Consider the following 22,886-nt stretch of genomic DNA (forward strand, 5'->3'; position numbering starts at 1 on the left):
GCGAACCATCGGAATTCGATGGTGGCGCACACGAAATCGCTTATCGCCATCGCAATTCCGGAGAGGACACGCACCGAGTTTTCCCACCACGTTGACGAGCGTCCAGGGCGGTGGGCCAAGATGGACCCCGTGCCGCAACCGGATCCCGATCTGCTCATCGATTTCAGCGACGTCACCGTCCGACGTTCCGGACATACCCTGGTCGGTCCGGTCACCTGGCAGGTGGAACTGGACGAGCGCTGGGTCGTGCTCGGCCCCAACGGCGCCGGCAAGACCTCGCTGCTGCGCATGGCCGCCGCCGAGATGCACCCCACCTCCGGGGTCGCCAACCTGCTCGGCGAGACCCTGGGCCGGGTCGACATCAACGAGCTCCGCCCGCGCATCGGCCTGTCCTCGGCCGCCATCGCCAGCCGGGTGCCGCTCGACGAGAAGGTCGCCGACCTGGTGGTCTCAGCCGGGTACGCGGTGATGGGCCGCTGGCGGGAGAACTACGACGACATGGACACCGACCGGGCCGTCGACATTCTGGAAAGCCTGGGCGCGGAACACCTTTCCGATCGCGCCTACGGGACGCTGTCGGAGGGGGAGCGCAAGCGGGTGCTCATCGCCCGGGCGCTCATGACCGATCCGGAACTGCTGCTGCTCGACGAACCGGCCGCCGGACTGGATCTGGGCGGGCGTGAGGAGCTGGTCGAGCGGCTCGGCGATCTGGCCGCCGATCCGGATGCGCCCGCCACCGTGCTGGTCACCCACCACGTGGAGGAGATTCCGCCGGGCTTCACCCACGGCATGCTCCTCAATGAGGGCAGTGTGGTCGCGCAGGGTCTGCTCACCGATGTGCTGACCTCCGAGAACCTGAGTGACGCGTTCCGCCAGTCGATTCAGCTGGACCGTATCGAGGGGCGCTACTTCGCGCGCCGCAGCCAGCGCTTCGGGCGGCACCGCAACCGCTGAAAGCTGCCTCCCGCAACCTGTCTCGCGAACCGCGGCGCGCTGCGATTGCATCCGCCGCCACCGCCGGGCAAACTGTCCGCAACTGCCGCGGATGGAGGGAGCTGGCTGTGGGCCGGAGCATCGGCGCCATCACGATTCTGGCCATCGCGGTCGTCGCCACCGGCTGCGTGGCCGATCCACCGGCCGCCCAGCGGGTTTCGAATTCGCACGCCGCGGAGACCCTGGGCCGGGCCACGGTCCCGTCGGACCTGAACGGTAGGACGGTGCAGCTCAGCTATGAGAGCGGCGCGGGCGGAACCGTTGTCTTCTCGGCGGACGGGCGCACCCTGACCTCTATCGCCGCCGACACCGGGCGCCGGTCGAGCACGCCGGTCGCGGTCGCGCCCATTGCGGCCGGCATCTTCCTGGTTACCTGGACCGACGACACCGGCGCGGTGATCAGTCAGGTGCAGGACTATCGCGCCGGCAAGGTGGAGGGCACCTGGACCCGGCGCGATGACGCCGATCGGGCCGTCATCGAAACCCGCACCGGATCAGTTCGTGTGACCGACTGACCATCAGTCCGTGTGACCGAGTGACCGGCGAACCCGCAGCGCGTGGTATCGCTTAGCCGGGGCAACGGTTATGGTGCGAAAGGTGAGCGAAGCAATGGCCCAGTCCGAATCCCAGCCCGCGGCCGCGCCCGTCAAGGACGCGTCCACGGTCATGCTGGTGCGCGACGGTGCGCACGGGCCCGAGGTGTTCCTGCAGCGTCGAGTGGGTGGCATGGCCTTCGCGGCCGGCATGACCGTCTTCCCCGGCGGCGGCGTCGACCCGTCCGACGCGTCCATCGCGCTGGACTGGGCCGGACCCGAACCCGCCTGGTGGGCCGAGCGATTCGGCATCGACGCCGGCCGGGCCCAGGCGCTGGTCTGCGCGGCGGTGCGCGAGACCTTCGAGGAGTGCGGGGTGCTGCTGGCGGGACCGACCGCCGACAGCGTCGTCAGCGACACCGCGGTCTACGCCGAAGCGCGCGGGCAGCTGGAACGCCGCGAGCTGTCGTTCGCCGAATTCCTCACCCGCGAGCACCTGGTGCTGCGCGCCGACCTGCTGCGCCCGTGGGACAACTGGATCACCCCGGTGATCGAGCCGCGCCGCTACGACACCCGCTTCTTCGTCGCGGTGCTGCCGGAGGGGCAGCTCGCCGACGGCGCCACCTCCGAGGCCGAGGTGGTCGCCTGGTGCACCCCCGCCGAGGCCATCGGCCGCTGGCGCGAGGGCGTGGACGTGCTGCTGCCGCCGACCTGGACCCAGCTCGCGGCGCTGAACGAATTCGCCTCCACCGCCGAGATTCTCGCGGCCGGCCGGGACATCACCCCGATCATGCCGGTGTACGACCCGTCGGGCGGCGGTCCGGCGCTGGCGTTCCCGCACGCCGACCGCTACTTCGCCGAGCTGCCCGACAATTCGCGTATCCGCGGTTCGCAGCGACCCGAGTAGTGCCTGCCCGGGCGGAGCGTCCCGGTGCCCGGGGTCCGAAGTAGGGTGATCGGCTGTGGCCGAATTCGTGACCGTGGACCGGGGTGTGGCGGAGCATGTCGCCGTGCTCCGCATCGCACGCCCGCCGATGAATCTGATCGATCTCCAGGTGGCGCTGGAGGTGGCGGCGGCCGCCGAGGAGCTCGCGGCCGACGCGTCGATCGCGGCCGTGGTGGTCTACGGCGACGAGCGGGTGTTCTCCGCCGGTGACGAACTGGCCGAACTGGCCCGGCTCACCCCCGAGCAGGCGCAGGCCATGGCCGGCGACTTCCAGTCGGCGCTGGGCTGCCTGGCCCGGCTGCCGCAGCCGACCGTGGCCGCCATCAGCGGATACGCCCTCGGCGCGGGGCTGGAGCTGGCCCTGGCCGCGGACCGCCGCGTCATCGGCGACAACGTGAAGCTGGGCCTGCCGCAGATCAAGGCCGGGCTGATCCCGCTGGCCGGTATCCGCCGGTTGAGCCTGCTGATCGGCCCCTCGCACGCCAAGGATCTGGTATACAGCGGCCGGTTCGTGGATCCGGAGGAGGCCGCGGCGCTCGGGCTGGTCGACGAGGTGGTCGCGCCCGACGACGTGTTCGCCGCCGCCCTGCGGTGGGCGAAGCAGTTCACCGACGGTCCGCGCGCGGCCCTGGCCGCTGCCAAGCGGGTGTTCGAGGCGGGCACGCACGGCCATGATCGGGCGCGTCGCGAGTGGGCGGATCTGTTCGGCACCGAAGATCAGCAGGTTGGAACACGTTCTTATTTGGTCGACGGTCCGGATGCGGCCCGGTTCACCGGCCGTTAAGCAGCCCGATAACACCGTTCACCGGGGTATTCATTAGGCTGCCCTGCATGACAGTTGGTCCTGAAGACCCCGCGCCGAACCCGCACGCCACCGAGGCGGAGGTCCAGGCCGCGTATAGCGACAACAAGCTCGCCCAGGTCCTGTATCACGACTGGGAAGCCGAGACCTACGACGACAAGTGGTCCATCTCCTACGACGAACGCTGCATCGAGTACGCGCGCGGCCGCTTCGACGCCGTCGCCCCGAGCGCCGAGCTGCCCTACGACCGGGCCCTCGAACTCGGCTGCGGCACCGGCTTCTTCCTGCTGAACCTGATGCAGGCGGGCGTCGCCAAGCGCGGGTCGGTCACCGATCTGTCCCCGGGCATGGTCAAGGTCGCCACCCGCAATGGCCAGAATCTGGGCCTGGACGTGGACGGCCGGGTCGCCGACGCCGAGACCATCCCCTACGAGGACGACACCTTCGACCTCGTCGTGGGCCACGCCGTGCTGCACCACATCCCGGATGTGGAGCTGGCGCTCAAGGAGTGCCTGCGCGTGCTGAAGCCGGGCGGCCGGTTCGTGTTCGCGGGTGAGCCGACCACCATCGGCAACCTCTACGCCCGCAAGCTGGGCCAGGTCACCTGGAAGATCACCACCGAGATCACCAAGCTGCCGTTCCTCAGCGACTGGCGCCGTCCGCAGGAGGAGCTCGACGAGTCCTCCCGCGCCGCCGCCCTCGAGGCCGTCGTCGACCTGCACACCTTCGACCCGTCCGACCTCGAGCGCATGGCCCGCGGCGCCGGCGCCGTCGAGGTGCAGGCCAAGACCGAGGAATTCGCCGCCGCCCTGTGGGGCTGGCCGGTGCGCACCTTCGAGGCCGCCGTCCCGGACGAGAAGCTGACCTGGCGCTACCGCATGGCCCAGTACAAGGCGTGGCTGGCGTTCTCGGCCCTCGACGAGAAGGTGCTGCGCCACGTGGTGCCCCGCCAGTTCTTCTACAACGCCATGATCACCGGCGTGAAGCCCGGCGCCTCCGCCAAGTAGGCCGGTCCACGAATCCCCGTGGGCTACGCCTTCTCTCGCGCTGACATCGCCTACCTCGCCAGTCCGGCCGGCGCGGCAGCCCTGGCCGAGGTAGGCGATTTCGCGCTCACCCCCGCCTCGCTCCTGAAGGACCTCGAGCGCCTCCGCCGTGACCACGGCGACCACGCCCCCGCCCTCGTGGAAACGGTCCGCCTGCGCCGCCGCGCGACAGCCAAACTCGACGGCGTGGGAGAGTGGCTCTTCACCGACGACGCCCTCCAGCAGGCCACCCCGTCGGCCGTAGCTCGCCACCGCGCACAGCGCTTGGCCGGCCGTACGGTCCACGATGTCACCTGCTCCATCGGCGCGGAATTGGCCGCCCTGGCCGAGGTCTGCCCCGCCGTGATCGGCAGCGACCTCGACGACGTACGTCTCGCGATGGCTCGGCACAATCTCGGTGTGCCGCTGGTGAATTCCCGCTCGGACGGCGATGCGATCCACCCCGGGGAGGCAAGCGTCGCTGGGCAGGGACGTGGCGCCTCGTCGACGATCGGCAGCGTATCCGCTGCGGCGAGCGCCGGAGCGGATACGCGAAATGTGGTGCTGGTCAAGGCGGATGCGCTGGTGCCGTGCAGTACCGCTGAGGTCGTGATCGCCGATCCGGCGCGGCGGGCGGATGGGCGGCGGACGCATGATCCGGCGAAGCTGCAGCCGCCGTTGCCGGATCTGCTGGCGGCGTATGCCGGGCGGCTGCTGGCCGTGAAGTGTGCTCCCGGACTGGATTTCGACAAGCTCGGGTGGGCGGGGGAGATCGAAGTCGTCTCGCTCGACGGGGCGGTGCGGGAAGCCTGTCTGTGGTCACCGGGTTTGGCGGAGCCGGGTGTGACCCGTCGTGCGACCGTGCTCTCGTCGACTGCCGCGCCCTGGACACTCACCGATGCCGACCCGGACGATATCCCCGAGCGTGAGCCGGGGGAGTGGATCATCGACCCGGACGGGGCGGTCGTCCGTGCGGGGCTGGTGCGGCACTACGCCGCGAAACACGGACTGTGGCAGCTGGATCCGCGCATCGCGTACCTGACCGGTGACCGGGTTCCGGAGGGTGTGCGGGGGTTCCGGGTGTTCGATCGGATGGAATTCCGGGAGAAGCCGCTACGGGCCGAGTTGCATCGTCGCGACTGCGGTCCGTTGGAGATCCTCGCGCGCGGGGTCGATATCGACCCGGATGCGCTCCGTGCCCGGCTCAAACCACGAGGCTCCCAGCCACATACGCTGGTCGTCACCCGGATCGGCCGGGCGGCAACGGTTTTCCTCTGCGCCACGCCCTGACGCGGCGTCTCCGCCCCGGTAGCTCGCGCTGTTTCAGCCCTGATAGCTGACGTGGGTGGGCCGCATGACGAGGACGACGCGGTGCGGATGGTCGCCGACCGGCTTGTCGTAGGCCAGGCCGTACCGCTGCGCCAGGACGTCGAAGAACTCGCCCTCGGGGTCGGCGTCGATGCGCTCGATGACGCCGCGCACCTCGAGGTAGCGGTAGGGAGCCTCGGGATCGTTGATGCTCACCGCCACGTGCGGGTCGCGACACGTATTGCGGTGCTTGGCGCGAGTCGTGGTCGTGGTGAAGCGCAGGAACTCGCCGTCCCAGATCTGCCAGACCGGGGTGACCTGCGGGGTGCCGTCCGGATTCAGGGTGGCCAGGTGCGCGAACAGCGGGCGGGTCAGCAGGTCGGTGTACTTCTCGGGAATGACGGGGTGGGTCACGGTGTGCTCCTTCAGAGTTGGGAGATCTCGACGATGCGGAAGCCGGCGGGGACGCCGTCGCCGTAGGGGCCGTTCTTGTCGAACTGGGAGACCGTGACCAGCGCGTGGCCGCCGGTGTGCACGATCGAGGTGGGGATGTCGAGCGCGGGGTCGGTGACGCGGTGCTGCAGTTCGGCTTTCGCGCCGTCGTCGCCGAGCCGCCAGCGGGACACGGCGTTCCCCTTGTTGTGCACCACCCACAGGGTGTCGCCGCGCAGTTCCAGGCCGTCGCCGTCGAGCGCGTCGCCGCCGGTGCGCTCGATCCGTTGCACGGTCGGCTGCGGTCCGGTCGAGACCCGGTAGAGGTCGCCGTTGGTCATGTCGACCACGATCAGATACCGGCCCGCGTCGTCGGCGGCAATGCCGTTGAGGGTCATGGGATTCCGCGCGGCCGGGTGCTTGACCGCGCCGAGGTCGAGGTAGACCCGCAGTTCGCCGCCGTGCCCGTCGTGCGCGAGCGCGTCGGCGAGCTGGTCCGGTCCGATGCGGTAGACCACGTTCCGCACGCTGTCGGTGACATAGACGCTGCCGTCCGGGGTGATGGCCAGATCGTTGACGAACGGCTGCCCGGCGGCCGGGACGTCGAAGCGGGCGAGCAGGGCGCGAGTCCCGGTGTCGTACACCGTGATTCCCGCCGTGTGGTCGATCACCCAGAGCCGCCCGGCGGCATCGACCTTCACGCCGTTGGCGGTGCGGCGTCCGTCCGCGCCCGCGGCCAGGAAGGTCTCGGCCGCGGTCGTGCCCGGCGTGGCCCGGTAGATCGCGCCGGTGAGGAACGAGCTCGCGTACACGTCGCCGGTACGCGGATCGACGGTGATGCTCTCCGGATACGCGCGCTCGGGCAGGTCGTACGCGGTGGTGATGCGGTCGGGCGCCGGTGCGTTGGGGTCGGGCGCGGCGCCCGGCGTCGCCGCGTCGCCGGTGCTGCACGCCGCCGACGCCAGCAGCAGCGCCGCCGTCACCGCGGGCGCGGCCCAGCGGCGAATCGGGTGGGACATGGTTCGTGCCTTTCGATCCCGGTGGATAGAGATGACATCCGAGTGCGAGAGCGAAGATAGATTAGAACTCTAATGATCGTCAAGGTTCGAACAACTGCATGAGCTATCATGCCGGGGTGACGTCGATGCCGGTCGAAGAACGCCTGGGGACCTTCATCAAGCGCGCCGAGCAGGCGCTGATGGGTGCGAAGAACGCCGCCCTCAAGCCCGCGGGCGTGACGATTCCGCAGTACGCGGCCCTCTACGTGCTGAGTGAGAACCCGGGCATTTCGGCGGCCGAGCTGGCCCGGCGCTGTGGCGTCACGCCGCCCACCATGAACACGGTGCTCACCAATCTGCGCGAGCGCGGCCTCATCGAGCGCACGCCGCACGCCTGGCACCGCAATGTGCTCGAGACCCGGCTCACCGAGGAGGGCCGCGCCGTCATGCACGCCGCCGACAAGCGGGCGGTCCCGGTCGAACGCGCGCTGGCCGCGGAGTTCACCGATGCCGAGCGCGAGGCGCTCATGTCCATGCTCGAGCGTGCGGCCACCCTGCTCGATTCGGTGCGGCCGGACTGATCGCTAACGGTCGGTGACGGCGCCGAAGTCGGCGACGAATCTGGTGAGCAGCCGGGCGAATTCGGTGCGGTCGCGCTCGCTCCAGGCCGCGGTCGCCTCGGCGAAGACGGCCTGGCGGTTGGCGTGGGCGCGGTTCAGCGCGGTCTGCGCGGCGGGCGTCAGGTGCAGGTGGATGCGGCGCGCGTCGTGCTGGTCGGCGCGACGTTCCAGCAGGCCCTCGGTGACCGCGCGCGCCACCAGGCGGCTGGCGCGGGGCTGATCCACGCCCAGCACGGTCGCGATGTCGGTGACGGTGGCCTCCCCGTCGCGCGCCTCGACCGCGTCGAGCACGCCGAAGAGGGTCGGATCGACGGCCGGTCCGCCGCCGCGGGCCGCGAATCTATTGAGCGCACGCCGGGTCTGGCTGCGTCGGATGGCCACCATGGCGCGCTCGATGGCGACGATCGCGGGGTCGTTGTCCTTCACCCTTGCCATCGTACAATTACTTGCTAAAGTACATGTATATGTAATGTGACAACTGATTGGAAAATGCCATGACCGACACCCCGAAGCCGATCGGCTACTGGTTCAAGCACATCGACAAGACCCTCGAGGAGAACTTCGCCGCCCTGCTCGTCACCGAGGGCCTGCTGCGCCGCCACTGGCAGATCATGCACACCCTCTCCGGTGGCGCACTCGACGCGACCGGGCTCGATGTAGCCCTCTCGCCGTTCCTGAACGCCCAGGACCCTACGGCCGCACCATATGTCGGCACACTGCTCGACCGCGGCTGGGTCGTTCGCGATGCCGCGGGCGCCTACGCCCTCACCCTCGAGGGCGTAGGCGCGCACGCGAAACTGCTGGAGCGCATCGGGATTCAACGCACGGCGGCGACCGAGGGCCTCAGCGCCGACGATTACCGCACGCTGCTCGATCTGCTGCAGCGCGTCGCGGCGAACGTCGACGCGTTCGCGCTGACCCTGCGGTAGCCCGGCCTGTCACGGGTGCGGCGGCACCCGCTCGACCCGGGTCCAGCCCTTCCAGCCCCGCTCTGCCAGGATCGCCATGAGCCGTCCGGCGACCGGTGAGGTCTCGAGCATGGTCGTGTCCAGCAGGTCGACGAATTGATCGTCCATCACATCGGTGAACTTGCCGCCGACCGTGCCGGTATCCACCTCGCCCGCTGCCATGGCTTCTCGGGTTCGAAGCGTCGTCACTTCTCGGGTTTGAAGACGAACAGCTCGCCGATGCGGGTGGTCACCACGACCTCGCCCTGATCGCCCACGGCGGTGGCCACGGTCGTGCCCTCCGCGCCGGGCAGCTCGTTCGACTGCACCGTGGCGCCGGTCTTCGTGTCGAAGGTGACCAGCGTCAGCTTGTCGCCGATCGGCGCGACCGTGTACCCGGTCCCGCCCGCCGTCTGCACCGGCCGCCCACGCAGCTCCAGATCCTTACGCTCCCAGGCGATCTCGGCGCTGCTCCCCCTGTCGCGCAGCGCGACCAGATGCCCCTCGTCGCCGGCGGGGACCAGCAGCCCGTCGGCCACCGAGATGCCGCCGCGCGCCGGGAAACCCAGATCCTGCACCCATTTGGCGTGCCCGGTGGCGGCGTCCACGGCCATCAGCCGGTTGGTGTTGTCGCCGACGTACACCGTGGACCCGTCGGCCGACAGCGCCGGGCTGGTGGCGCTGCCCTCTTCGAGCAGCTGCGCGGTCCAGTCGACGTGAACGTCCTTGCCGCCGTAGGTGAGTGCGATCAGTGCGGCCGCCTTGTCGCCCGGCTTCCACACCGTCGCGTAGAAGCGCCCCGACTTCTGGTCCACCGCCGACACATTCGCGATCGGGCACTGCGGCCCGCCGGTCGCGCAGTCCTCCAGGCCCTGCCGGTCCGGCGGCCGGCTCAGTGACGGGTTGCTGAGGAAGTCGGGCTCGCCGAGCAGCTGGAAGGTGGACACCTGCCGATCGCCGGTCTGCCGGCTGAGCACGTCCACCTGCCCGGACTGGGTCACCGACAGGACATTTCCGTCACCGGTGAACTGCACTGACACCGGTGTCCCGGCGGCCTGGGTGCGCCAGCGCGGCTGCCCGAGATTGTTGAAGGAGTTCACCGCGCCGTCGTCGCCGACGTACACATTGCCGACGCCGTCCACCGCGGAGCCGCCGTCGACGGCGCTGGGACCCATCGGATTGCAGAACCGCTTGCGCCCGGTCGGCATCTGGAACGAGGCAATATTGCAGGCACTGGCGCGGGTCGTGACGTACAGCTGCCCGTCGCCGCCGATGGTCACCGGCTGCGCGACCGGACCGCCCACGGGCCGAGACCAATTCAGCGCCAGCTTCCGCGACCCGGTGACCGGACTCGACCCGCTGTTGTGGGCGTCGCGGAAGGCCAGCGGCCACCCCTTGCCCGGGCCTACGCCGATATCGTCGACCTTGGTGCTGCCGTACGCGCACGCGGTCAGCGTGAACAGCCCGGCGCTCGCCAGGGCCAGCACCTTCGCCCCGGTGCGGGTGCGTCGTTCACGTCCGGTCCGCCGCCTGCCGTTTCGCACCTGCTGGTGTCCCTTCTGCCAGTACGGAAGTCTGTAGTTTCTCGCCGGGCCGCTACAGCCGGAGCACAGCCTACTTTCACGCCCTGTGAGGGGGGCGGATACCCTCGTTGAAACGACCGGTGAACACAGGGAGTAGTTCGTGACGAGCATGTGGGGCGCACCGTTGCGCTCGCGTTGGCGGGGGTCGCGCCGCCGTGATCCGGAGCAGGCGCGTTTCCTCACCCCTGCGTCCCTCAAGTGGGTTCTCGCCAATCGCGCCTACACGCCCTGGTATCTGGTGCGCTACTACCGGCTGTTCAAGTTCAAGATGGCCAATCCGCACGTGGTGTTGCGCGGCATGGTCTTCCTGGGCCGCAGGGTCGAAATCCACGCCACCCCGGAACTCGGCCGGCTGGAGATCGGCCGCTGGGTGCACATCGGCGACGGGAATGCCATTCGCTGCCACGAGGGTTCGCTGCGCATCGGCGACAAGGTGGTGTTCGGCAAGGACAATGTCGTCAACACCTACCTCGATATCGAGATCGGCGAATCCACCCTGGTCGCCGACTGGTGCTACATCTGCGACTTCGACCATGTCACCGACGACATCAACCTGCCCATCAAGGACCAGGGCATCGTGAAGTCCCCGGTGCGCATCGGCCCCGACACCTGGATCGCCGCCAAGGTCACCGTGCTGCGCTCGACCCGGGTCGGCCGCGGCTGCGTGCTCGGCGCCCACGCCGTGGTCAAGGGCGACGTCCCCGACTACTCCATCGCCGTCGGCGCCCCCGCCAAGGTGGTCAAGAACCGCAAGGACGCCTGGGACTCCGCCGCCGAGAAGCGCGCCGCCCACCTGGCCGCCCTCGCCGATATCGAACGCAAGAAGAGCGGCGCCACCGCGTCCTGACAAATCACCGCCTGATAGATCAGCGCACCGAGGCCGGGCCGCGATGCCCGGCCTTTGTCATGCCCGCCCGGTACGTTCAGGCGCATGCACCGCTACGCCGCCTTTCTGCGCGGGATCATGCCCACCAACCCCAATATGCGCAGTGAGAAGCTGCGCGGCGTCTTCGAGGGCCTCGGCTTCGAGAAGGTGAGCACCCTGCTCACCAGCGGCAATGTCGTCTTCCGGTCCGACGACTCGGATGTCCCGGCCCTGGAAGCCAAGATCCAGCAGGCCCTCACCTCCGAACTGGGCATTCCCGGCGGCACCCTGATCCGGACCCACGCCCAGCTCCAGGCCCTCGTCGACTCCGACCCCTTCGCCGGCCTCACCCACTGCCGCGAGACCTACCTGACGGTCACCTTCGTCCGCGACATCCCGAAGTCCCTGCCCGAATTCCCCGAGGGCGAATCCACCGTCCGCCTCGTCCGCTTCGACAAGCCCTGCCGCGCCCTGCTCTCGGTCATCGACAACACCGACCCCAGTACCACGAGTTTCATGGCCGTCGTCGGGAAGGCCTACGGCAAGGACATCACCACCCGGACCTTCCTGACGGTCCAGAAGGCCCTCAAAAAGATGGACGCCTAAGACATTTCGTTCTGCGGGCCGTCGTGGGGCGCGATACCGTGGGCCGGTGACTCTCGGATTTCGAGCTGTGCTGACCGGTGTGGCGTCCGTCGCGCTGGTGGGATCGCTCGCCGCGAATGCTCATGCGACGCCATCCAGCGGCATCAGCGCGGTGATCCTCTCGCAGACCACCATCGGCGGTATGGACTACATTCTGCGCGAAATCACCGTGGCGCCAGGCGGTTCCACCGGGTGGCATTACCACGATGGGACGTTGTACGCGCTGGTGCGGCAGGGGGAGCTGAGCCATTACGGGTCGGACTGTGCGGTGGATCAGACCGGCGGGCCGGGTACCACGTTCGTGGAGCGGGCCGGGGCGGGGAATGTGCATCTCGAGCGGAATCTGGGCACCGAGCCGCAGATCCTCGATGTGCTCTACGTCCTGCCCGCGGGCAGTCCACTGTCCGAGGATGCGCCGAATCCGGGCTGCCCGTTCGACTGACCCGCTGCCGGGGGCGAGCGTCCGCTGACCCCGAATTAGAACTCGTTCCAATTCGGGGCGCAGGGATGTCCCAGGTGAATTCGAGCCGAGGGGCTCAGTACGGCTGGTTCGGGTCGCGTTCGGGGAGCGGGCGTTCCACGATCACGGGACGGCCCAGCGGTGTCCGGACCCGGCGCTTGGCCGACTGGTAGACCAGGGCGGTCTCCTGGGCGACCACGTCCCAGGCGAAGTCGGCGGTCAGCCGCTCGCGAGCGGACCAGGCGCGATCCTGGGCGGCGGTGGGGTCGTCCAGCACCGAGATCACCGCGTCCGCAACGCCGTTCACGTCGGCCGGTTCGAACGAGGCGCCGGTGACGCCGTCGGTGACCAGGTCGCCGAGCCCACCGGCGGTGGAGGTGACCAGCGGGGTGCCCGCGGCTGCCGCCTCCAGTGCGACGATGCCGAAGGGCTCGTAGCGGCTGGGCAGCACGATGGCATCGGCGCTGTGCAGCCAGCCGAGCAGATCGGTGTGGTCGAGCTTGCCGACGAAGTTGACCGCCCGCGCCACCCGGTGCGCGCGGGCCCGCTCACGCAGCCAATCGAATTGGGTGCCGATACCGGCCACCGTCAGGGTCGTGCCCGGGTGCGCCTTGCGGATGCGCGGCAGCGCGGCAATCGCGTCCTGGATGCCCTTCTCGTATTCCAGCCGGCCCACGTACAGCAGCCGCGGCGGGCCGGAGCGGGGCGCGCGCTCACGGAAGGTCCACGCGCCCACGTCGATACCGTTGCGGATCACCGTCATCGGCACCCGTTCGGCGCCGTAGAGCCGGTGCACCTCGTCCTTCATGGACTCCGAACAGGTGATGAGCGCGTCGGATTCGTGCGCCAGCCACCACTCCACCGAGTGCACCTGCCGATTCACCCGTCCCGACACCCAGCCGCTGTGCCGGCCCGCCTCGGTCGCGTGAATGGTGGAAACCAGTGGCACGTCGTAATACTCGGCCAGCGTGATGGCCGGGTGCGCGACCAGCCAGTCGTGCGCGTGCACCACGTCCGGTGTCCAGCCCTCGCCGATGCCGGGTTTGTTCAGCGCGATGCCGGCCCGCACCATGGCGTGGCCCATGGCCAGCGTCCAGGCCAGCATGTCCTCGCCGAAATCGAAGGCCGGCGGATCCTCGGCGACCGCCACCACCAGCACGCCGTCCTCGATGAAGGAGTGCGTCGGGTGGGTGGTGGCGTCGGTGCCCATCGGACGGCGCGCCAGCACGACGACTTCGTGCCCGGCGGCGGCCAGTTCGACGGCAAGGTGATGCACGTGGCGGCCCAGCCCACCGACTACGACGGGTGGGTACTCCCACGACACCATCAAGATCTTCATGCGGGTCCTTCTGAAGCGGGGCCGAGCCTGCGCGCATCGAGCGCGGGGAAGAGTCCGTCGGCCGCGTACCATCCTGCCGCCAACTGCCCCGCTTTGGCGAGTTGCCCGGCCGCCACCGCCGCGGCGATCTCGCGCACGGCGTGGGCGTGTTCATGGGCGCGGTCACGCGCGTATCCGGCCGCGGAATCCTTGGACACCATGAATGCCCAGTCGCTGGAGACGGCGAGGATCGCCTCCCGCAGCAGCTGGTCGGCAACCGTGTCGCGGAGCCCGAATCGGTCGTTGTGCATCGATCCGGCGTCCACCCGCATCTTGTCGAGGGTGTCCAGGGCCAGCCGCACCACCTCGGCGTTGAGCTCGACCAGATCGGCGACCTGGTCCCCGGCCCACACCCGCCAGTCCTTGCCCGAACCCCAGGAGGAGTCGGCCAATTCGACGCGTTCGCCCACGTAGCCACGGGCCCGCGCATCGGCGAGCGTGCCGACGGTGACCCCCGCCTCGGGCAGTGCGCGCAGCACCTGTTCGAGCCATTGCGGGCCCTCGTGCCACCAGTGCCCGAACAGTTCGGTGTCGAACGCGGCCACCACCAGGGCCGGGCGGCCGATCCGTTCCGACTCCGAGATCAGCCGCTCCCGCACCGTCGCCACGAAGTCCGCGACGTCCTTCTCGATGGCCGCGGCGGCGAGTTCGGGATCGTAGGGGGCCTTGTCGGGGCCCGCGACGGTCTTGCCGGTGACGCGGGCCGGTTTCAGTCCGGTGGCGTGATCGTAGTGATGGAAATCACGGTAGAAGGGCTGCCCCGGGTACCCGGATTTCGGCGACCACACCCGGTAGCTGACCGTCAGGTCGCGGCCGAAGGCCACCACATCCGAATCCCACACCGGCCGCCCGAGCGTGGTGTCGCCGCGCAGCGCGGGACCGTCCACCATGAAGTGCGAGATGCCGACCTTGTCGTAGGTCCGTTCCATCCCGGGCGTGAACCCGCACTCGGGGGCCCAGATGCCGGAGGGCGTGTGCCCCCATCGGGCCCGCGCGTCGGCCAGCCCCTCGGTCAGTTCGTACTCGCGCAGCCGCGGATCCAGCAGCGGCTGGAACGGATGCGACAGCGGCCCGCCCAGCAATTCGATGGCCTCGGCGTCGATGAGCTCGCGCCACACCGGCGAGGCCCCGTGCATCCAGCGCGTCTCGAAATCGTCGAGAGCCGTTGCGGCGAGCCGGTGTTCGTGCCCGCCGAGTGCGGTATTGCCCGCCATGGACGCCTCGTCGGCGCGCAGCCGCCAGTTGCCCAGCCAGTGGTGCATGCCCTTCAGGCAGTGCGGATCATCCAGCTGCGCCGCCAGCACCGGCGTGATCCCCAGGCTGATCAGGTGCGAACGGCCCTCGGCCGCAAGGGTTCTCAACACCTTCGCCACGGGCAGGTAGGACGCCGCCCACGACTGGTACAGCCACTCCTCGCCGACCGGCCAGCGCCCGTGGTGGGCCAGCCACGGCAGATGTGAGTGCAGGACCAGCGTGAACTGGCCCGGCACCGGGGAAAGCTGGTCCGTCACGGCTTCACCGCGATGGCCAGCAGATCCAGGCTGGCGTCGATATCCCGCTCGGTGTCGGCGACCAGTTCGAAATCGTCGATGCGCACCGCGGCCACGTCCGCCGCCAGCTCCGCCGGCCACGGCTCGCCCGCCAGCGCCCGCTCGATCTGCGCGTCGATGATCGACCCGCCCCACTTCGCGTCCAGCGCTACGAGTTCGGGCCCATGGAAGATGCCGGCCATCAGTTCCACGGTGAAACCGGCCTCGACGAGAAGTTCGGTCATCTCGGCGGCATTCAGCTCACGCGTGTGGAAAGGGTTGAGCGGCGTATCGCGCCCGGGGGAGAAGGTGATCCGATTGGGGGTGGAGATCAGCAGCTTGCCGCCGGGCCGCAGCACCCGCAGGCATTCGCGCAGGAACTGCGCCTGGTCCCAAAGATGCTCGATCACTTGGAAGTTCACCACGATGTCGACCGAGGCGTCGTCGAGCGGCAGCGCGGCCAGATTGCCCTGCACCATCCGCACCCGCGGGTACTTGGCGCGCACGTGCGCGACCGCGCTGTCGTCGTAGTCCAGGCCGGTGACCTGCGCGGCGACGTCGGCGATCATATTGGCGCCGTAGCCTTCTCCGCTGCCGGCCTCGAGCACGGCCTTGCCCGTGCAGTGCTCCAGCATGCGCACGTAGGCGATCTCGTGCCGCCGGAACCAGTAGTTCTCCTCGGCGATGCCGGGCACCGTCCGCTCACCGGTCAAAGGCAAGGGATCGGTGGGGTTTTCAACAGGACTCACGGCCTCGCTCATTGCTCCGACGTTAGCGGTTGTCCATATCACACCCGCGACCGGATCAACCGATGCAGAAACTCACACCCTAAGTTACCCACGAGTAACTTAACGTAGGGTAATCTCCCGGACGAGCTACTTGTGGACGTACGTGACGAACTCGTGCGACCGCCACCCCCAGTGCCACCAGAACAGGAGGTCGACGAAGACCCATGCCGAACATCGTCGTACTGATCAAGCAGGTTCCCGACACCTGGTCCGAGCGCAAGCTCTCCAGTGGGGACTTCACGCTCGACCGCGAGGCCGCCGACGCCATCCTCGATGAGATCAACGAGCGCGCCGTCGAGGAGGCGCTGTTGATCAAGGAGGCGCAGGGCGGCGAGGTCACCGTGCTGGCCGCAGGCCCCGATCGGGCCACCGAGGCCATCCGCAAGGCCCTGTCCATGGGCGCGGACAAGGCCATCCACATCAACGACCCGGCCATCCACGGCTCCGACGCCGTGCAGACCGCCTACATCCTGGCCGCCGCGCTGGGCCAGATCGAGGGCATCGAGCTGGTCATCGCGGGCAACGAGGCCACCGACGGTCGCGCCGGCGCCGTTCCGGCCATCATCGCCGAGTACCTGGGCCTGCCGCAGCTGACCCACCTGCGCAAGCTGACCGTCGACGGTGAGCGCATCGCCGGCGAGCGGGAGACCGACGAGGGCGTGTTCAAGCTCGAGGCCACTCTTCCGGCCATCGTCTCGGTCACCGAGAAGATCAACGAGCCGCGCTTCCCGTCCTTCAAGGGCATCATGGCCGCCAAGAAGAAGGAAGTTCAGACCTTCACCCTGGCGGATCTGGGCGTCGACCCGGAGACCGTGGGCGTTGCGAACGCCGGCACCCAGGTGACCGGTGTGACCCCGAAGCCGGCGCGCACGGCGGGCGAGAAGATCGTCGACGAGGGCGAGGGCGGCAACCAGATCGCCACCTACCTGGTCGGCCAGAAGATCATCTAAAGCCCCCGAGCCCAACGACTTTCAGGAGATAGAAAAATGGCAGAAGTTCTGGTGCTCGTGGAGCACGCTGACGGTGCGCCCAAGAAGGTGACCACCGAACTCCTCACCGCAGCCCGCTCGCTCGGCACCCCGGCCGCCGTCGTGGTCGGCCCGGCCGGCACCGCCGACAAGCTGGGTGACGCCCTGGCCGCCGCCGGCGCCGAGAAGATCTACGTCGCCGAGGGCGACGACGCCGAGGGCTTCCTCGTCACCCCCAAGGTCGACGTGCTCGCCGGCCTGTCCGAGTCCGCCGCCCCGGCCGCGATCCTGGTCGCCGCCACCGCGGAGGGCAAGGAGGTGTCGGGTCGCCTGGCCGCCCGTATCGGTTCCGGTCTGCTCATCGACGCCATCACCGTGAACGGTGACGGCTCGGTGCAGCACTCCATCTTCGGTGGCGCGTTCACCGTGGACGCCAAGGCCACCGGCGACGTGCCGGTGATCTCGGTGCGCCCGGGCGCCATCGAGGCCGCCCCGCAGGCCGCCGCCGGCGAGAAGGTCGCCGTCGAGCTGCCCGCGCAGGAAGAGGGCGTCGTCAAGGTCGTCTCGCGTGAGCCGAACGTGGGCGGCGACCGCCCCGAGCTCACCGAGGCCGCGATCGTGGTCTCCGGTGGCCGTGGTGTCGGTTCCGCCGACAACTTCGGCAAGGTCGTCGAGCCGCTGGCCGACGCCCTCGGTGCCGCCGTCGGTGCGTCCCGTGCCGCCGTCGACTCCGGCTACTACCCGGGCCAGTTCCAGGTCGGTCAGACCGGTAAGACGGTCTCCCCGCAGCTGTACATCGCCCTCGGCATCTCCGGCGCCATCCAGCACCGCGCCGGCATGCAGACCTCGAAGACCATCGTGGCCGTCAACAAGGACGAAGAGGCCCCGATCTTCGAGATCTCGGACTACGGCATCGTCGGCGACCTGTTCAACGTCGCCCCGCAGCTGACCGAGGCCGTGAAGGCTCACAAGGGCTGAACACCCCTGCGGTAACCCGCAATCGACTGTCCCCCGGCCCGCACGGCCGGGGGACAGTTTGCGTTCGTGCCCAAGGTATCGGGGGCTCCCAGGTACCAGGGGCTCCGACTCGGGTGAGGTGGGTGTTCGTCGTAAAGTGGCACGGTGCTTGGGCGATTCGATCCTCGGCGTCGGCGGGCTGAGCCGGTCGCGCCGGAGAAGGCCGGTGCGGCAGACGATGTCGAGCTGACCGATATCGTCGCGGCCTTGCATCTCGATCTGGCCGAGTGGTTGGGTTCGGATGCGCCGCCGAAGGTGTTCGACCGGATCTCCGGCGCGCTCGACGGGGGCTTCACCTCGGTGGTCACGACCGGGCAGGCGGTGGATCGGGAGACGTTCCTGGCGGGGATCTGGTCGGCCCGGAATGTGCTCTCGGGGGTGGCGATCGAGGTCTCCGAGGTCGCGGAGATCGCCCGCAGCGGGCAGCTGATCGTGGTCCGCTTCGACGCGGAGAACCGCATCGGTGCGGTGAAGACCGGCAGACGCACGGTGACGGCGGTCCTGGTGACGGACGGACGAACCTACCTGTGGCGCACCGTGCATGAGACGCCGGTTCCCGAAACTGCCCAGCCCATCACCACGGAGCCACCTGCTGGTGCGCCGCCCGAGCAGGCCCAAACCGCCGACGAGGAGCCGGCCGAGGGCTCAGCCGTAGAGGCGGGCGGCGATGTGGCCGTCGGGGCGGATGAGCAGAGCGGTGGCGGAGGAGAGCCCGCAGCGGTCGCGGAGGGATTGGGGGAGTTGGGATCCGGTGAGGAGGACGTGGCCGGGCCCGACCAGATCGAGTGTGGAGCGGCCGTCGGCTAGCCAGGCGTGCGGGAGCCGCTCGCCGACATCCGCCGAAGGGATGTAGCCGTCGGTGGCGAGTGTCGTGCCGATGCGCGTGGGGCCGGTGCGCCGCCACCGACTGCGGCCGCTTCTTCATCGACACCGGGCGGCGGCAACCTCAGAAGTACTGCGGAACCACCTGTGCCACCAGAACCAGGGTGGCCGCGCACCGGCAACGGTCCGGCAGGATGGACTGATGCCGATCTCGTTGCCGCCGAATGTGGCGGAGACCATCGCGGGGAGTTTCGGGGAACGGGGGCCGCTGTGGCTGGCCGCGCTGCCCGGGGTGGTGGACACATTGTGCGCGGCTTGGGGGCTGGAGGTCATCGGGGAGAGTTTCGGGGGTGGGACACATTCGTGGGTAGCGCCGGTGCGGCGGGCCGACGGGTCGGTCGCGGTGCTCAAGGTGCCGGTGGTCGACGAGGAGAACTATGGGGAGCCGACCGGCCTGTACCTCTATGGCGGCGATGGCGCGGTGCGGTTGTTGGAGTTCGATCCGGGGACGGGGGCGATGCTGCTCGAGTGGGCGCGGCCGGGGACGGAACTGCTGTATCAGCCCGGGTTCCCGAGTCTCGAAGGGCGGCCGGAGAACATCGCCAAGGTCGAGCAGGCGTGCGGGTTGTACCGCAGGCTGCGGCGGGAGCCGGTAGCGGTTCCGGCGGGCTTTCCCGAGTTGCCGGCTGCCGCCGGGATGGTGGCGGGGTGGGAGGGGATGTTCTTCGAGCCGGAAGACGGTGTCGCCGAGGTGATTCCGGCTCGCCTGCTGGATCGGGCGGCGGAGCGGTGTGGTGAGCTGGCGGTGCCGGACGGGCCGCTGCTGGTGGTGAATCGGGATACCCATCTGGGGAATATCGTTGCGGCGGAACGGGAGCCGTGGCTGCTCATCGACCCGAAGGCGTATCTCGGGGAGGCGGCGTTCGATGCCGGATTCCTGATCATGATTCAGGTGCAGAGCGATCCGGCGCCCGACCATGCCCGGGCGGTGGTCGAGCGGACCGCCGCGGGATTGGCCGTCCGCGCCGATCGGGCGCGCGCCTGGGCGTTCATGCGGTCGATGGAGGAGATCGTGGGGGCCGTCGGGGACGAGCAGCCCGCGGACCTGCGGTTGCATCTCGCGGTCGCGACGGCGTTGGCCTGATCGGGGCGGCCGAAATCTACTGCGGCCGATACCGTTCGCGGGCCGCCCGCCGTCGCTGCGCGTCGCGCTGGACCACCATGCCGATGGAGGTGGGGATCGGTTCCACGGGTGTGTCGGCGGTATTCGGCCGCCGCGGCTTTCGCGCGGTGGTCAGGTGCCGGCGGGGAGTCCGGCGAGGCCGGCCACCAGTGCCCGGGCGTCGGCGCGGGCGGTCGCGGCCCACGGTGCGCTCGGTTTGTGGATGCGCAGGGAGGCCACCCCGTGCACGGCGCACCAGATGCGCAGAGCGGTGGCGTGGCGGGCCTGCGGGTCGGTGCCGGGCGCGTGCGGGCCGGTATCGGGCAGCAGCCGGGCGAGGCGGTCGAGCAGATCCAGGCCGGGGCCCTCGCCCTCGGCGTCGAGCGGATCGGGCCGCTCGAACAGCAATTGGTATGCGCCCGGGTGGTTTTCGGCCCAGGTCAGGTAGGCGCCGAGCAGGGCATCGAGCCGTTCGGCGGGGCTCGCGGCTTCCGGGTCGGCGGCGTCGAGGTCGGCGCGCAGCCGGCCGAACAGCTCGGCGATCACCGCGTAGTTCAGCGCGTCCTGGGAGGCGAAGTGCATGTAGACGGCGCTGGGTGCGACGCCGCAGGCGCGGGCGATGGCGCGCAGTGACGGCGCGGGCAGCGGCTGTGGTTCGAGCAGCAGGTCGATGGCTGCGGCGACGAGTTCGGCGCGCAGCCGCTCGCCTTCGCCGCGGGTTCGGCGCTGTCGGGTACCCGGCACGAAGTCCTCCTTGACAGAGATGACTGAACAGCTGTTAAGTATACATAGCTGAACATCTGTTCACCTAGGAGGAGAAATGACCGAGTGGTATCCGGCGACCGCGGTCGTCACCGGCGCGAGCAGCGGTATCGGCGCGGCCTTCGCCACCGCCCTGGCCGCCCGCGGCTGCGATCTGATCCTGGTGGCCCGGCGCGAGCCGCGGCTGCGGGACCTGGCGAAGGAATTGGAAGCCGCGCACGGGGTTTCGGTGCGCGTACTCGCCGCGGACCTCGCGGATCCGGCCGGTGTGGCCCGGGTCGCCGAGGTCTGCGCCGATCCGCTGCATCCCGTCGGCATCCTGATCAACAACGCGGGTTTCGCCACCCACGGCGCGCTGGCCGACCATGCGGCCGGGAAGGTTCGCGAGGAGATCGCGGTGAATGTGGCCGCGCTGGCCGAGCTGACCCACGCCGCACTGCCGGCCATGGTGACTCGCGATCGCGGGGTGATCGTCAATATCGCCTCGACGGCGGCCTTCCAGCCGATTCCGTTCATGGCCGTCTACGGCGCGACCAAGGCCTTCGTGCTCTCCTTCACCGAGGCGCTGTGGGGCGAACTGGAGGGGTCGGGCGTCACCGCGCTGGCGGTCTGCCCGGGCGCGACCGACACCGAATTCTTCGATGTGGCAGGCGAAGCGGCGAGTGTCGGCAGCCGGCAGACGACACAGCAGGTGGTGGCCACCGCCCTGCGGGCCCTGGATCGCCGCAACCCGCCGCCGAGCACCGTGTCCGGCACCGCCAACGCGGTCTCGTCGGGTCTGCCGCGAATCCTGCCCCGCCGCACCACCATCCGCGTGACCAGGCGTCTGGTGGGGTCGAAATGATGTTCGCACTGCGCCCGAGTGAACTCGGCGATATCGATGCCATGCGCCTGCACCTGCACAGCGAGCGCACGGTGGCGGCCTCGGCGGCGCGCACCTTCGAGATCCTCGCCGCGGGGGAGGGGCAGACCGAGTGGGCGGACGGCTATCGCGCCACCACCTGGTACTCGAATGCCCGTGCCGCGGGGGCGATCCGCGACATCCACCTGCGCTGGATCACCGTGCGGGAACGCTTCCTGGCCTGGGAACCGGCCGCGCGCTTCACCTTCGGCGCGGACGCCATGTCGATTCCCCTGGCCCGCCGCATGATCGAGGACATCTCGTTCACGCCGATCGACGCCGGGCACTGCACCCTGACCTGGCAGGTCCATCTGGATCCGGCACCGGCGCTCGCTCCGGTCGAGGCGCGGTTCGTGCGGTCCATGCTGACTCCGATGTTCGAGTCCTTCGCGGCCGGTCTCGCCGAGTTCGCCGCCGCGCATCCCGGTTAGAGGCGGTGCGTCACGCGCAGTGCAGCGCCGCCAGCAGGGTGGTCACGATGGGGGAGGTGCGGCCCTCGCTGCGGGTGACGGCCGAGACCGGGATGCGCAGCGGGTGCCCCGTGAGCCGCAGGGTAGCGATGCCCTCGGTCTGGCTGTCGGCGTAGAGGATGGTCCAGGCGTCGGGCCGGTTGATGAGTTCCATGGTGGCGGTGTGGTCCGGCGGGATGGGCGGGCCGAAGACCGGCCCGGTGGGGAGGTCGGCGAAGGCGGCCCGCACCACATTGTGGAGCAGCACCTGCTCCGACTCGGGCGGGAGCAGCAGGGGATAGGCACCCAATTCCGCGAGGGTGACATCGCCGCCGCGCATGACGAGCGGGTGCGCGGTGGAGGTGGCGATGACCGGATCCTCGTCCCAGAGCTTCTCGACGGTCAGCCCCGGCTGGTCCACGCTGCCCCGGATGAGGGCAAGGTCACAGTCGCCGTCGGCCACCGCCTGGATGCGCTGCCGGAAGGGCTTGATGACGAATTCGATCTCCGCGCCCGGGTGCGCCTCGCGCGCGCCCGCGATGGCGGACAGCGATCTAGTTGCAAAGCTCATATTGGCCGCCAAGCGAATGCGCGGCCCGGAGGCCCGCACAGCTGCGCGAATGGCCGATTCCAGGCTCAGCATTTGCTTCGCAAGGGGAAGTAGCCGAGTGGTCGCGTCGGTCGGGACGACCGAGCGTGTGGACCGTTCGAAGAGGTTCACGCCGAGGTCGCGTTCCAGCCGGGCGATCTGATGACTGATAGCCGACTGCGAGATGAAGCATCGGCTCGCGGCCCGGCTGAAGCTCAGCTCCTCACAGACCGCCACGAAGTAGGCCAGTTGGCGCAGCTCCACGGCATTCTCCAATTCATGATCAACGTAGATAAGAGTCATCTTGATTATGCGCCCTGACGGCTGGAACAACCGCGTTCCGAATCACGGTTAGTCATGACGG

Annotated in this window: 28 protein-coding genes; 18 read left to right on the plus strand and 10 right to left on the minus strand. The window is 69.5% G+C overall.

What is annotated here, in order from left to right; genetic code table 11:
• Positions 1–120: 120 nt before the first annotated feature.
• From ACWEQQ_RS29150 to ACWEQQ_RS29175, 6 genes are all read left to right on the plus strand, one after another.
• On the plus strand, positions 121–954 hold the full coding sequence (locus ACWEQQ_RS29150) for an ABC transporter ATP-binding protein (RefSeq protein ID WP_452338692.1): 834 nt from the start codon (positions 121–123) through the stop codon (positions 952–954).
• Between the two features lie 107 nt (positions 955–1,061).
• Positions 1,062–1,508 (plus strand): MoaF-related domain-containing protein, encoded by a 447-nt coding sequence (locus tag ACWEQQ_RS29155; protein WP_452350499.1) that lies wholly within the window; start codon positions 1,062–1,064, stop codon positions 1,506–1,508.
• Positions 1,509–1,578: 70 nt separating this feature from the next.
• Positions 1,579–2,433 carry an NUDIX hydrolase gene (locus ACWEQQ_RS29160; RefSeq protein ID WP_452338694.1) on the plus strand — a complete coding sequence of 285 codons (855 nt, stop codon included), beginning with the start codon at positions 1,579–1,581 and terminating at the stop codon, positions 2,431–2,433.
• Between the two features lie 55 nt (positions 2,434–2,488).
• Positions 2,489–3,256, plus strand: coding sequence for an enoyl-CoA hydratase-related protein (locus ACWEQQ_RS29165; protein WP_452350500.1), 768 nt, complete (start codon positions 2,489–2,491; stop codon positions 3,254–3,256).
• A gap of 47 nt (positions 3,257–3,303) precedes the next feature.
• The gene (locus tag ACWEQQ_RS29170; RefSeq protein ID WP_402769586.1) at positions 3,304–4,281 is read left to right on the plus strand and encodes a class I SAM-dependent methyltransferase; all 978 of its coding nucleotides are present in this window, start codon (positions 3,304–3,306) and stop codon (positions 4,279–4,281) included.
• A gap of 18 nt (positions 4,282–4,299) precedes the next feature.
• Positions 4,300–5,589, plus strand: coding sequence for a THUMP-like domain-containing protein (locus ACWEQQ_RS29175; protein ID WP_452350501.1), 1,290 nt, complete (start codon positions 4,300–4,302; stop codon positions 5,587–5,589).
• A gap of 33 nt (positions 5,590–5,622) precedes the next feature.
• On the opposite strand, the gene ACWEQQ_RS29180 is transcribed toward ACWEQQ_RS29175, so the two are convergent.
• Positions 5,623–6,021, minus strand: coding sequence for a PPOX class F420-dependent oxidoreductase (locus ACWEQQ_RS29180; RefSeq protein ID WP_452350502.1), 399 nt, complete (start codon positions 6,019–6,021; stop codon positions 5,623–5,625).
• Positions 6,022–6,032: 11 nt separating this feature from the next.
• Complete coding sequence (locus ACWEQQ_RS29185; RefSeq protein WP_452350503.1) at positions 6,033–7,058, minus strand: SMP-30/gluconolactonase/LRE family protein; 1,026 nt, start codon at positions 7,056–7,058, stop codon at positions 6,033–6,035.
• A 98-nt stretch (positions 7,059–7,156) separates the two neighbouring features.
• Between ACWEQQ_RS29185 and ACWEQQ_RS29190 the strand changes: the two genes are divergently transcribed.
• Positions 7,157–7,618 (plus strand): MarR family winged helix-turn-helix transcriptional regulator, encoded by a 462-nt coding sequence (locus ACWEQQ_RS29190; protein ID WP_364613262.1) that lies wholly within the window; start codon positions 7,157–7,159, stop codon positions 7,616–7,618.
• A gap of 3 nt (positions 7,619–7,621) precedes the next feature.
• Here ACWEQQ_RS29190 and ACWEQQ_RS29195 read toward each other — a convergent pair whose 3' ends face one another.
• Positions 7,622–8,083, minus strand: coding sequence for a MarR family winged helix-turn-helix transcriptional regulator (locus ACWEQQ_RS29195; RefSeq protein ID WP_452350504.1), 462 nt, complete (start codon positions 8,081–8,083; stop codon positions 7,622–7,624).
• A 68-nt stretch (positions 8,084–8,151) separates the two neighbouring features.
• Between ACWEQQ_RS29195 and ACWEQQ_RS29200 the strand changes: the two genes are divergently transcribed.
• Positions 8,152–8,586: a hypothetical protein gene (locus ACWEQQ_RS29200; RefSeq protein ID WP_452350505.1), complete on the plus strand. Its 435-nt coding sequence runs from the start codon at positions 8,152–8,154 to the stop codon at positions 8,584–8,586.
• Between the two features lie 9 nt (positions 8,587–8,595).
• Here ACWEQQ_RS29200 and ACWEQQ_RS29205 read toward each other — a convergent pair whose 3' ends face one another.
• Positions 8,596–8,814, minus strand: coding sequence for a hypothetical protein (locus ACWEQQ_RS29205; RefSeq protein WP_452350506.1), 219 nt, complete (start codon positions 8,812–8,814; stop codon positions 8,596–8,598).
• Positions 8,811–10,148 (minus strand): outer membrane protein assembly factor BamB family protein, encoded by a 1,338-nt coding sequence (locus tag ACWEQQ_RS29210; RefSeq protein WP_452350507.1) that lies wholly within the window; start codon positions 10,146–10,148, stop codon positions 8,811–8,813. Before ACWEQQ_RS29210 ends, ACWEQQ_RS29205 begins: the two co-directional genes overlap by 4 nt.
• A 139-nt stretch (positions 10,149–10,287) precedes the next feature.
• Between ACWEQQ_RS29210 and ACWEQQ_RS29215 the strand changes: the two genes are divergently transcribed.
• The 3 genes from ACWEQQ_RS29215 (at position 10,288) to ACWEQQ_RS29225 (ending at position 12,139) form a co-directional block, all read left to right on the plus strand.
• Positions 10,288–11,034, plus strand: coding sequence for an acyltransferase (locus ACWEQQ_RS29215; RefSeq protein WP_379382245.1), 747 nt, complete (start codon positions 10,288–10,290; stop codon positions 11,032–11,034).
• 84 nt (positions 11,035–11,118) lie between these two features.
• Entirely contained in the window at positions 11,119–11,658 is a 540-nt protein-coding gene (locus ACWEQQ_RS29220; protein WP_452350508.1) for a DUF1697 domain-containing protein, read from the plus strand.
• A gap of 46 nt (positions 11,659–11,704) precedes the next feature.
• Positions 11,705–12,139, plus strand: coding sequence for a cupin (locus ACWEQQ_RS29225; RefSeq protein WP_452350509.1), 435 nt, complete (start codon positions 11,705–11,707; stop codon positions 12,137–12,139).
• A 94-nt stretch (positions 12,140–12,233) separates the two neighbouring features.
• On the opposite strand, the gene ACWEQQ_RS29230 is transcribed toward ACWEQQ_RS29225, so the two are convergent.
• Genes ACWEQQ_RS29230 through ACWEQQ_RS29240 form a run of 3 tightly spaced genes read right to left on the minus strand, consistent with a single transcriptional unit; the run spans position 12,234 to position 15,825 of the window.
• Positions 12,234–13,496: a glycosyltransferase family 4 protein gene (locus ACWEQQ_RS29230; RefSeq protein ID WP_452350510.1), complete on the minus strand. Its 1,263-nt coding sequence runs from the start codon at positions 13,494–13,496 to the stop codon at positions 12,234–12,236.
• Positions 13,493–15,046, minus strand: coding sequence for a 1,4-alpha-glucan branching protein domain-containing protein (locus tag ACWEQQ_RS29235; protein WP_452338707.1), 1,554 nt, complete (start codon positions 15,044–15,046; stop codon positions 13,493–13,495). Before ACWEQQ_RS29235 ends, ACWEQQ_RS29230 begins: the two co-directional genes overlap by 4 nt.
• A complete protein-coding gene (locus ACWEQQ_RS29240; protein ID WP_452338708.1) occupies positions 15,043–15,825 on the minus strand; it encodes a class I SAM-dependent methyltransferase in 783 nt (260 codons plus the stop codon). The genes ACWEQQ_RS29235 and ACWEQQ_RS29240 overlap by 4 nt, the downstream gene beginning before the upstream one ends.
• A gap of 191 nt (positions 15,826–16,016) precedes the next feature.
• Here ACWEQQ_RS29240 and ACWEQQ_RS29245 point away from each other — a divergent pair, with 191 nt between their 5' ends.
• The 5 genes from ACWEQQ_RS29245 to ACWEQQ_RS29265 all read left to right on the plus strand — a co-directional run bounded on the left by ACWEQQ_RS29245 (position 16,017) and on the right by ACWEQQ_RS29265 (position 19,803).
• A complete protein-coding gene (locus ACWEQQ_RS29245) occupies positions 16,017–16,802 on the plus strand; it encodes an electron transfer flavoprotein subunit beta/FixA family protein (protein ID WP_452338709.1) in 786 nt (261 codons plus the stop codon).
• Between the two features lie 36 nt (positions 16,803–16,838).
• Positions 16,839–17,798 carry an electron transfer flavoprotein subunit alpha/FixB family protein gene (locus ACWEQQ_RS29250; protein ID WP_452338710.1) on the plus strand — a complete coding sequence of 320 codons (960 nt, stop codon included), beginning with the start codon at positions 16,839–16,841 and terminating at the stop codon, positions 17,796–17,798.
• Positions 17,799–17,942: 144 nt separating this feature from the next.
• Entirely contained in the window at positions 17,943–18,644 is a 702-nt protein-coding gene (locus tag ACWEQQ_RS29255) for a hypothetical protein (protein WP_452350511.1), read from the plus strand.
• Between the two features lie 59 nt (positions 18,645–18,703).
• The gene (locus ACWEQQ_RS29260) at positions 18,704–18,862 is read left to right on the plus strand and encodes a CGNR zinc finger domain-containing protein (protein WP_452350512.1); all 159 of its coding nucleotides are present in this window, start codon (positions 18,704–18,706) and stop codon (positions 18,860–18,862) included.
• Entirely contained in the window at positions 18,862–19,803 is a 942-nt protein-coding gene (locus tag ACWEQQ_RS29265; protein ID WP_452350513.1) for an aminoglycoside phosphotransferase family protein, read from the plus strand. Before ACWEQQ_RS29260 ends, ACWEQQ_RS29265 begins: the two co-directional genes overlap by 1 nt.
• A gap of 150 nt (positions 19,804–19,953) precedes the next feature.
• Here ACWEQQ_RS29265 and ACWEQQ_RS29270 read toward each other — a convergent pair whose 3' ends face one another.
• Complete coding sequence (locus ACWEQQ_RS29270) at positions 19,954–20,565, minus strand: TetR/AcrR family transcriptional regulator (protein ID WP_452350514.1); 612 nt, start codon at positions 20,563–20,565, stop codon at positions 19,954–19,956.
• A gap of 76 nt (positions 20,566–20,641) precedes the next feature.
• On the opposite strand from ACWEQQ_RS29270, the gene ACWEQQ_RS29275 reads away from it, so the two are divergent.
• Positions 20,642–21,427, plus strand: a complete 786-nt coding sequence (locus ACWEQQ_RS29275) for an SDR family NAD(P)-dependent oxidoreductase (protein ID WP_452350515.1) — start codon at positions 20,642–20,644, stop codon at positions 21,425–21,427.
• The gene (locus ACWEQQ_RS29280) at positions 21,424–21,915 is read left to right on the plus strand and encodes an SRPBCC family protein (protein ID WP_452350516.1); all 492 of its coding nucleotides are present in this window, start codon (positions 21,424–21,426) and stop codon (positions 21,913–21,915) included. Before ACWEQQ_RS29275 ends, ACWEQQ_RS29280 begins: the two co-directional genes overlap by 4 nt.
• 10 nt (positions 21,916–21,925) lie before the next feature.
• Here ACWEQQ_RS29280 and ACWEQQ_RS29285 read toward each other — a convergent pair whose 3' ends face one another.
• Positions 21,926–22,786, minus strand: coding sequence for a LysR family transcriptional regulator (locus tag ACWEQQ_RS29285; protein WP_356997904.1), 861 nt, complete (start codon positions 22,784–22,786; stop codon positions 21,926–21,928).
• Positions 22,787–22,886 lie beyond the last annotated feature (100 nt).

The sequence above is a fragment of the Nocardia sp. NPDC004123 genome (genome assembly GCF_053603795.1).

Excerpts from the sequence above, each read along its gene's own strand:
- ACWEQQ_RS29275 (WP_452350515.1), top strand. The coding sequence starts at position 20,642 with ATGACCGAGTGGTATCCGGCGACCGCGGTCGTCACCGGCGCGAGCAGC.
- ACWEQQ_RS29150 (WP_452338692.1), top strand. The coding sequence starts at position 121 with ATGGACCCCGTGCCGCAACCGGATCCCGATCTGCTCATCGATTTCAGC.
- ACWEQQ_RS29170 (WP_402769586.1), top strand. The coding sequence starts at position 3,304 with ATGACAGTTGGTCCTGAAGACCCCGCGCCGAACCCGCACGCCACCGAG.
- ACWEQQ_RS29280 (WP_452350516.1), top strand. The coding sequence starts at position 21,424 with ATGATGTTCGCACTGCGCCCGAGTGAACTCGGCGATATCGATGCCATG.
- ACWEQQ_RS29230 (WP_452350510.1), bottom strand. The coding sequence starts at position 13,496 with ATGAAGATCTTGATGGTGTCGTGGGAGTACCCACCCGTCGTAGTCGGT.
- ACWEQQ_RS29190 (WP_364613262.1), top strand. The coding sequence starts at position 7,157 with ATGAGCTATCATGCCGGGGTGACGTCGATGCCGGTCGAAGAACGCCTG.
- ACWEQQ_RS29265 (WP_452350513.1), top strand. The coding sequence starts at position 18,862 with ATGCCGATCTCGTTGCCGCCGAATGTGGCGGAGACCATCGCGGGGAGT.
- ACWEQQ_RS29240 (WP_452338708.1), bottom strand. The coding sequence starts at position 15,825 with ATGAGCGAGGCCGTGAGTCCTGTTGAAAACCCCACCGATCCCTTGCCT.
- ACWEQQ_RS29160 (WP_452338694.1), top strand. The coding sequence starts at position 1,579 with ATGGTGCGAAAGGTGAGCGAAGCAATGGCCCAGTCCGAATCCCAGCCC.
- ACWEQQ_RS29220 (WP_452350508.1), top strand. The coding sequence starts at position 11,119 with ATGCACCGCTACGCCGCCTTTCTGCGCGGGATCATGCCCACCAACCCC.
- ACWEQQ_RS29185 (WP_452350503.1), bottom strand. The coding sequence starts at position 7,058 with ATGTCCCACCCGATTCGCCGCTGGGCCGCGCCCGCGGTGACGGCGGCG.
- ACWEQQ_RS29245 (WP_452338709.1), top strand. The coding sequence starts at position 16,017 with ATGCCGAACATCGTCGTACTGATCAAGCAGGTTCCCGACACCTGGTCC.
- ACWEQQ_RS29250 (WP_452338710.1), top strand. The coding sequence starts at position 16,839 with ATGGCAGAAGTTCTGGTGCTCGTGGAGCACGCTGACGGTGCGCCCAAG.
- ACWEQQ_RS29200 (WP_452350505.1), top strand. The coding sequence starts at position 8,152 with ATGACCGACACCCCGAAGCCGATCGGCTACTGGTTCAAGCACATCGAC.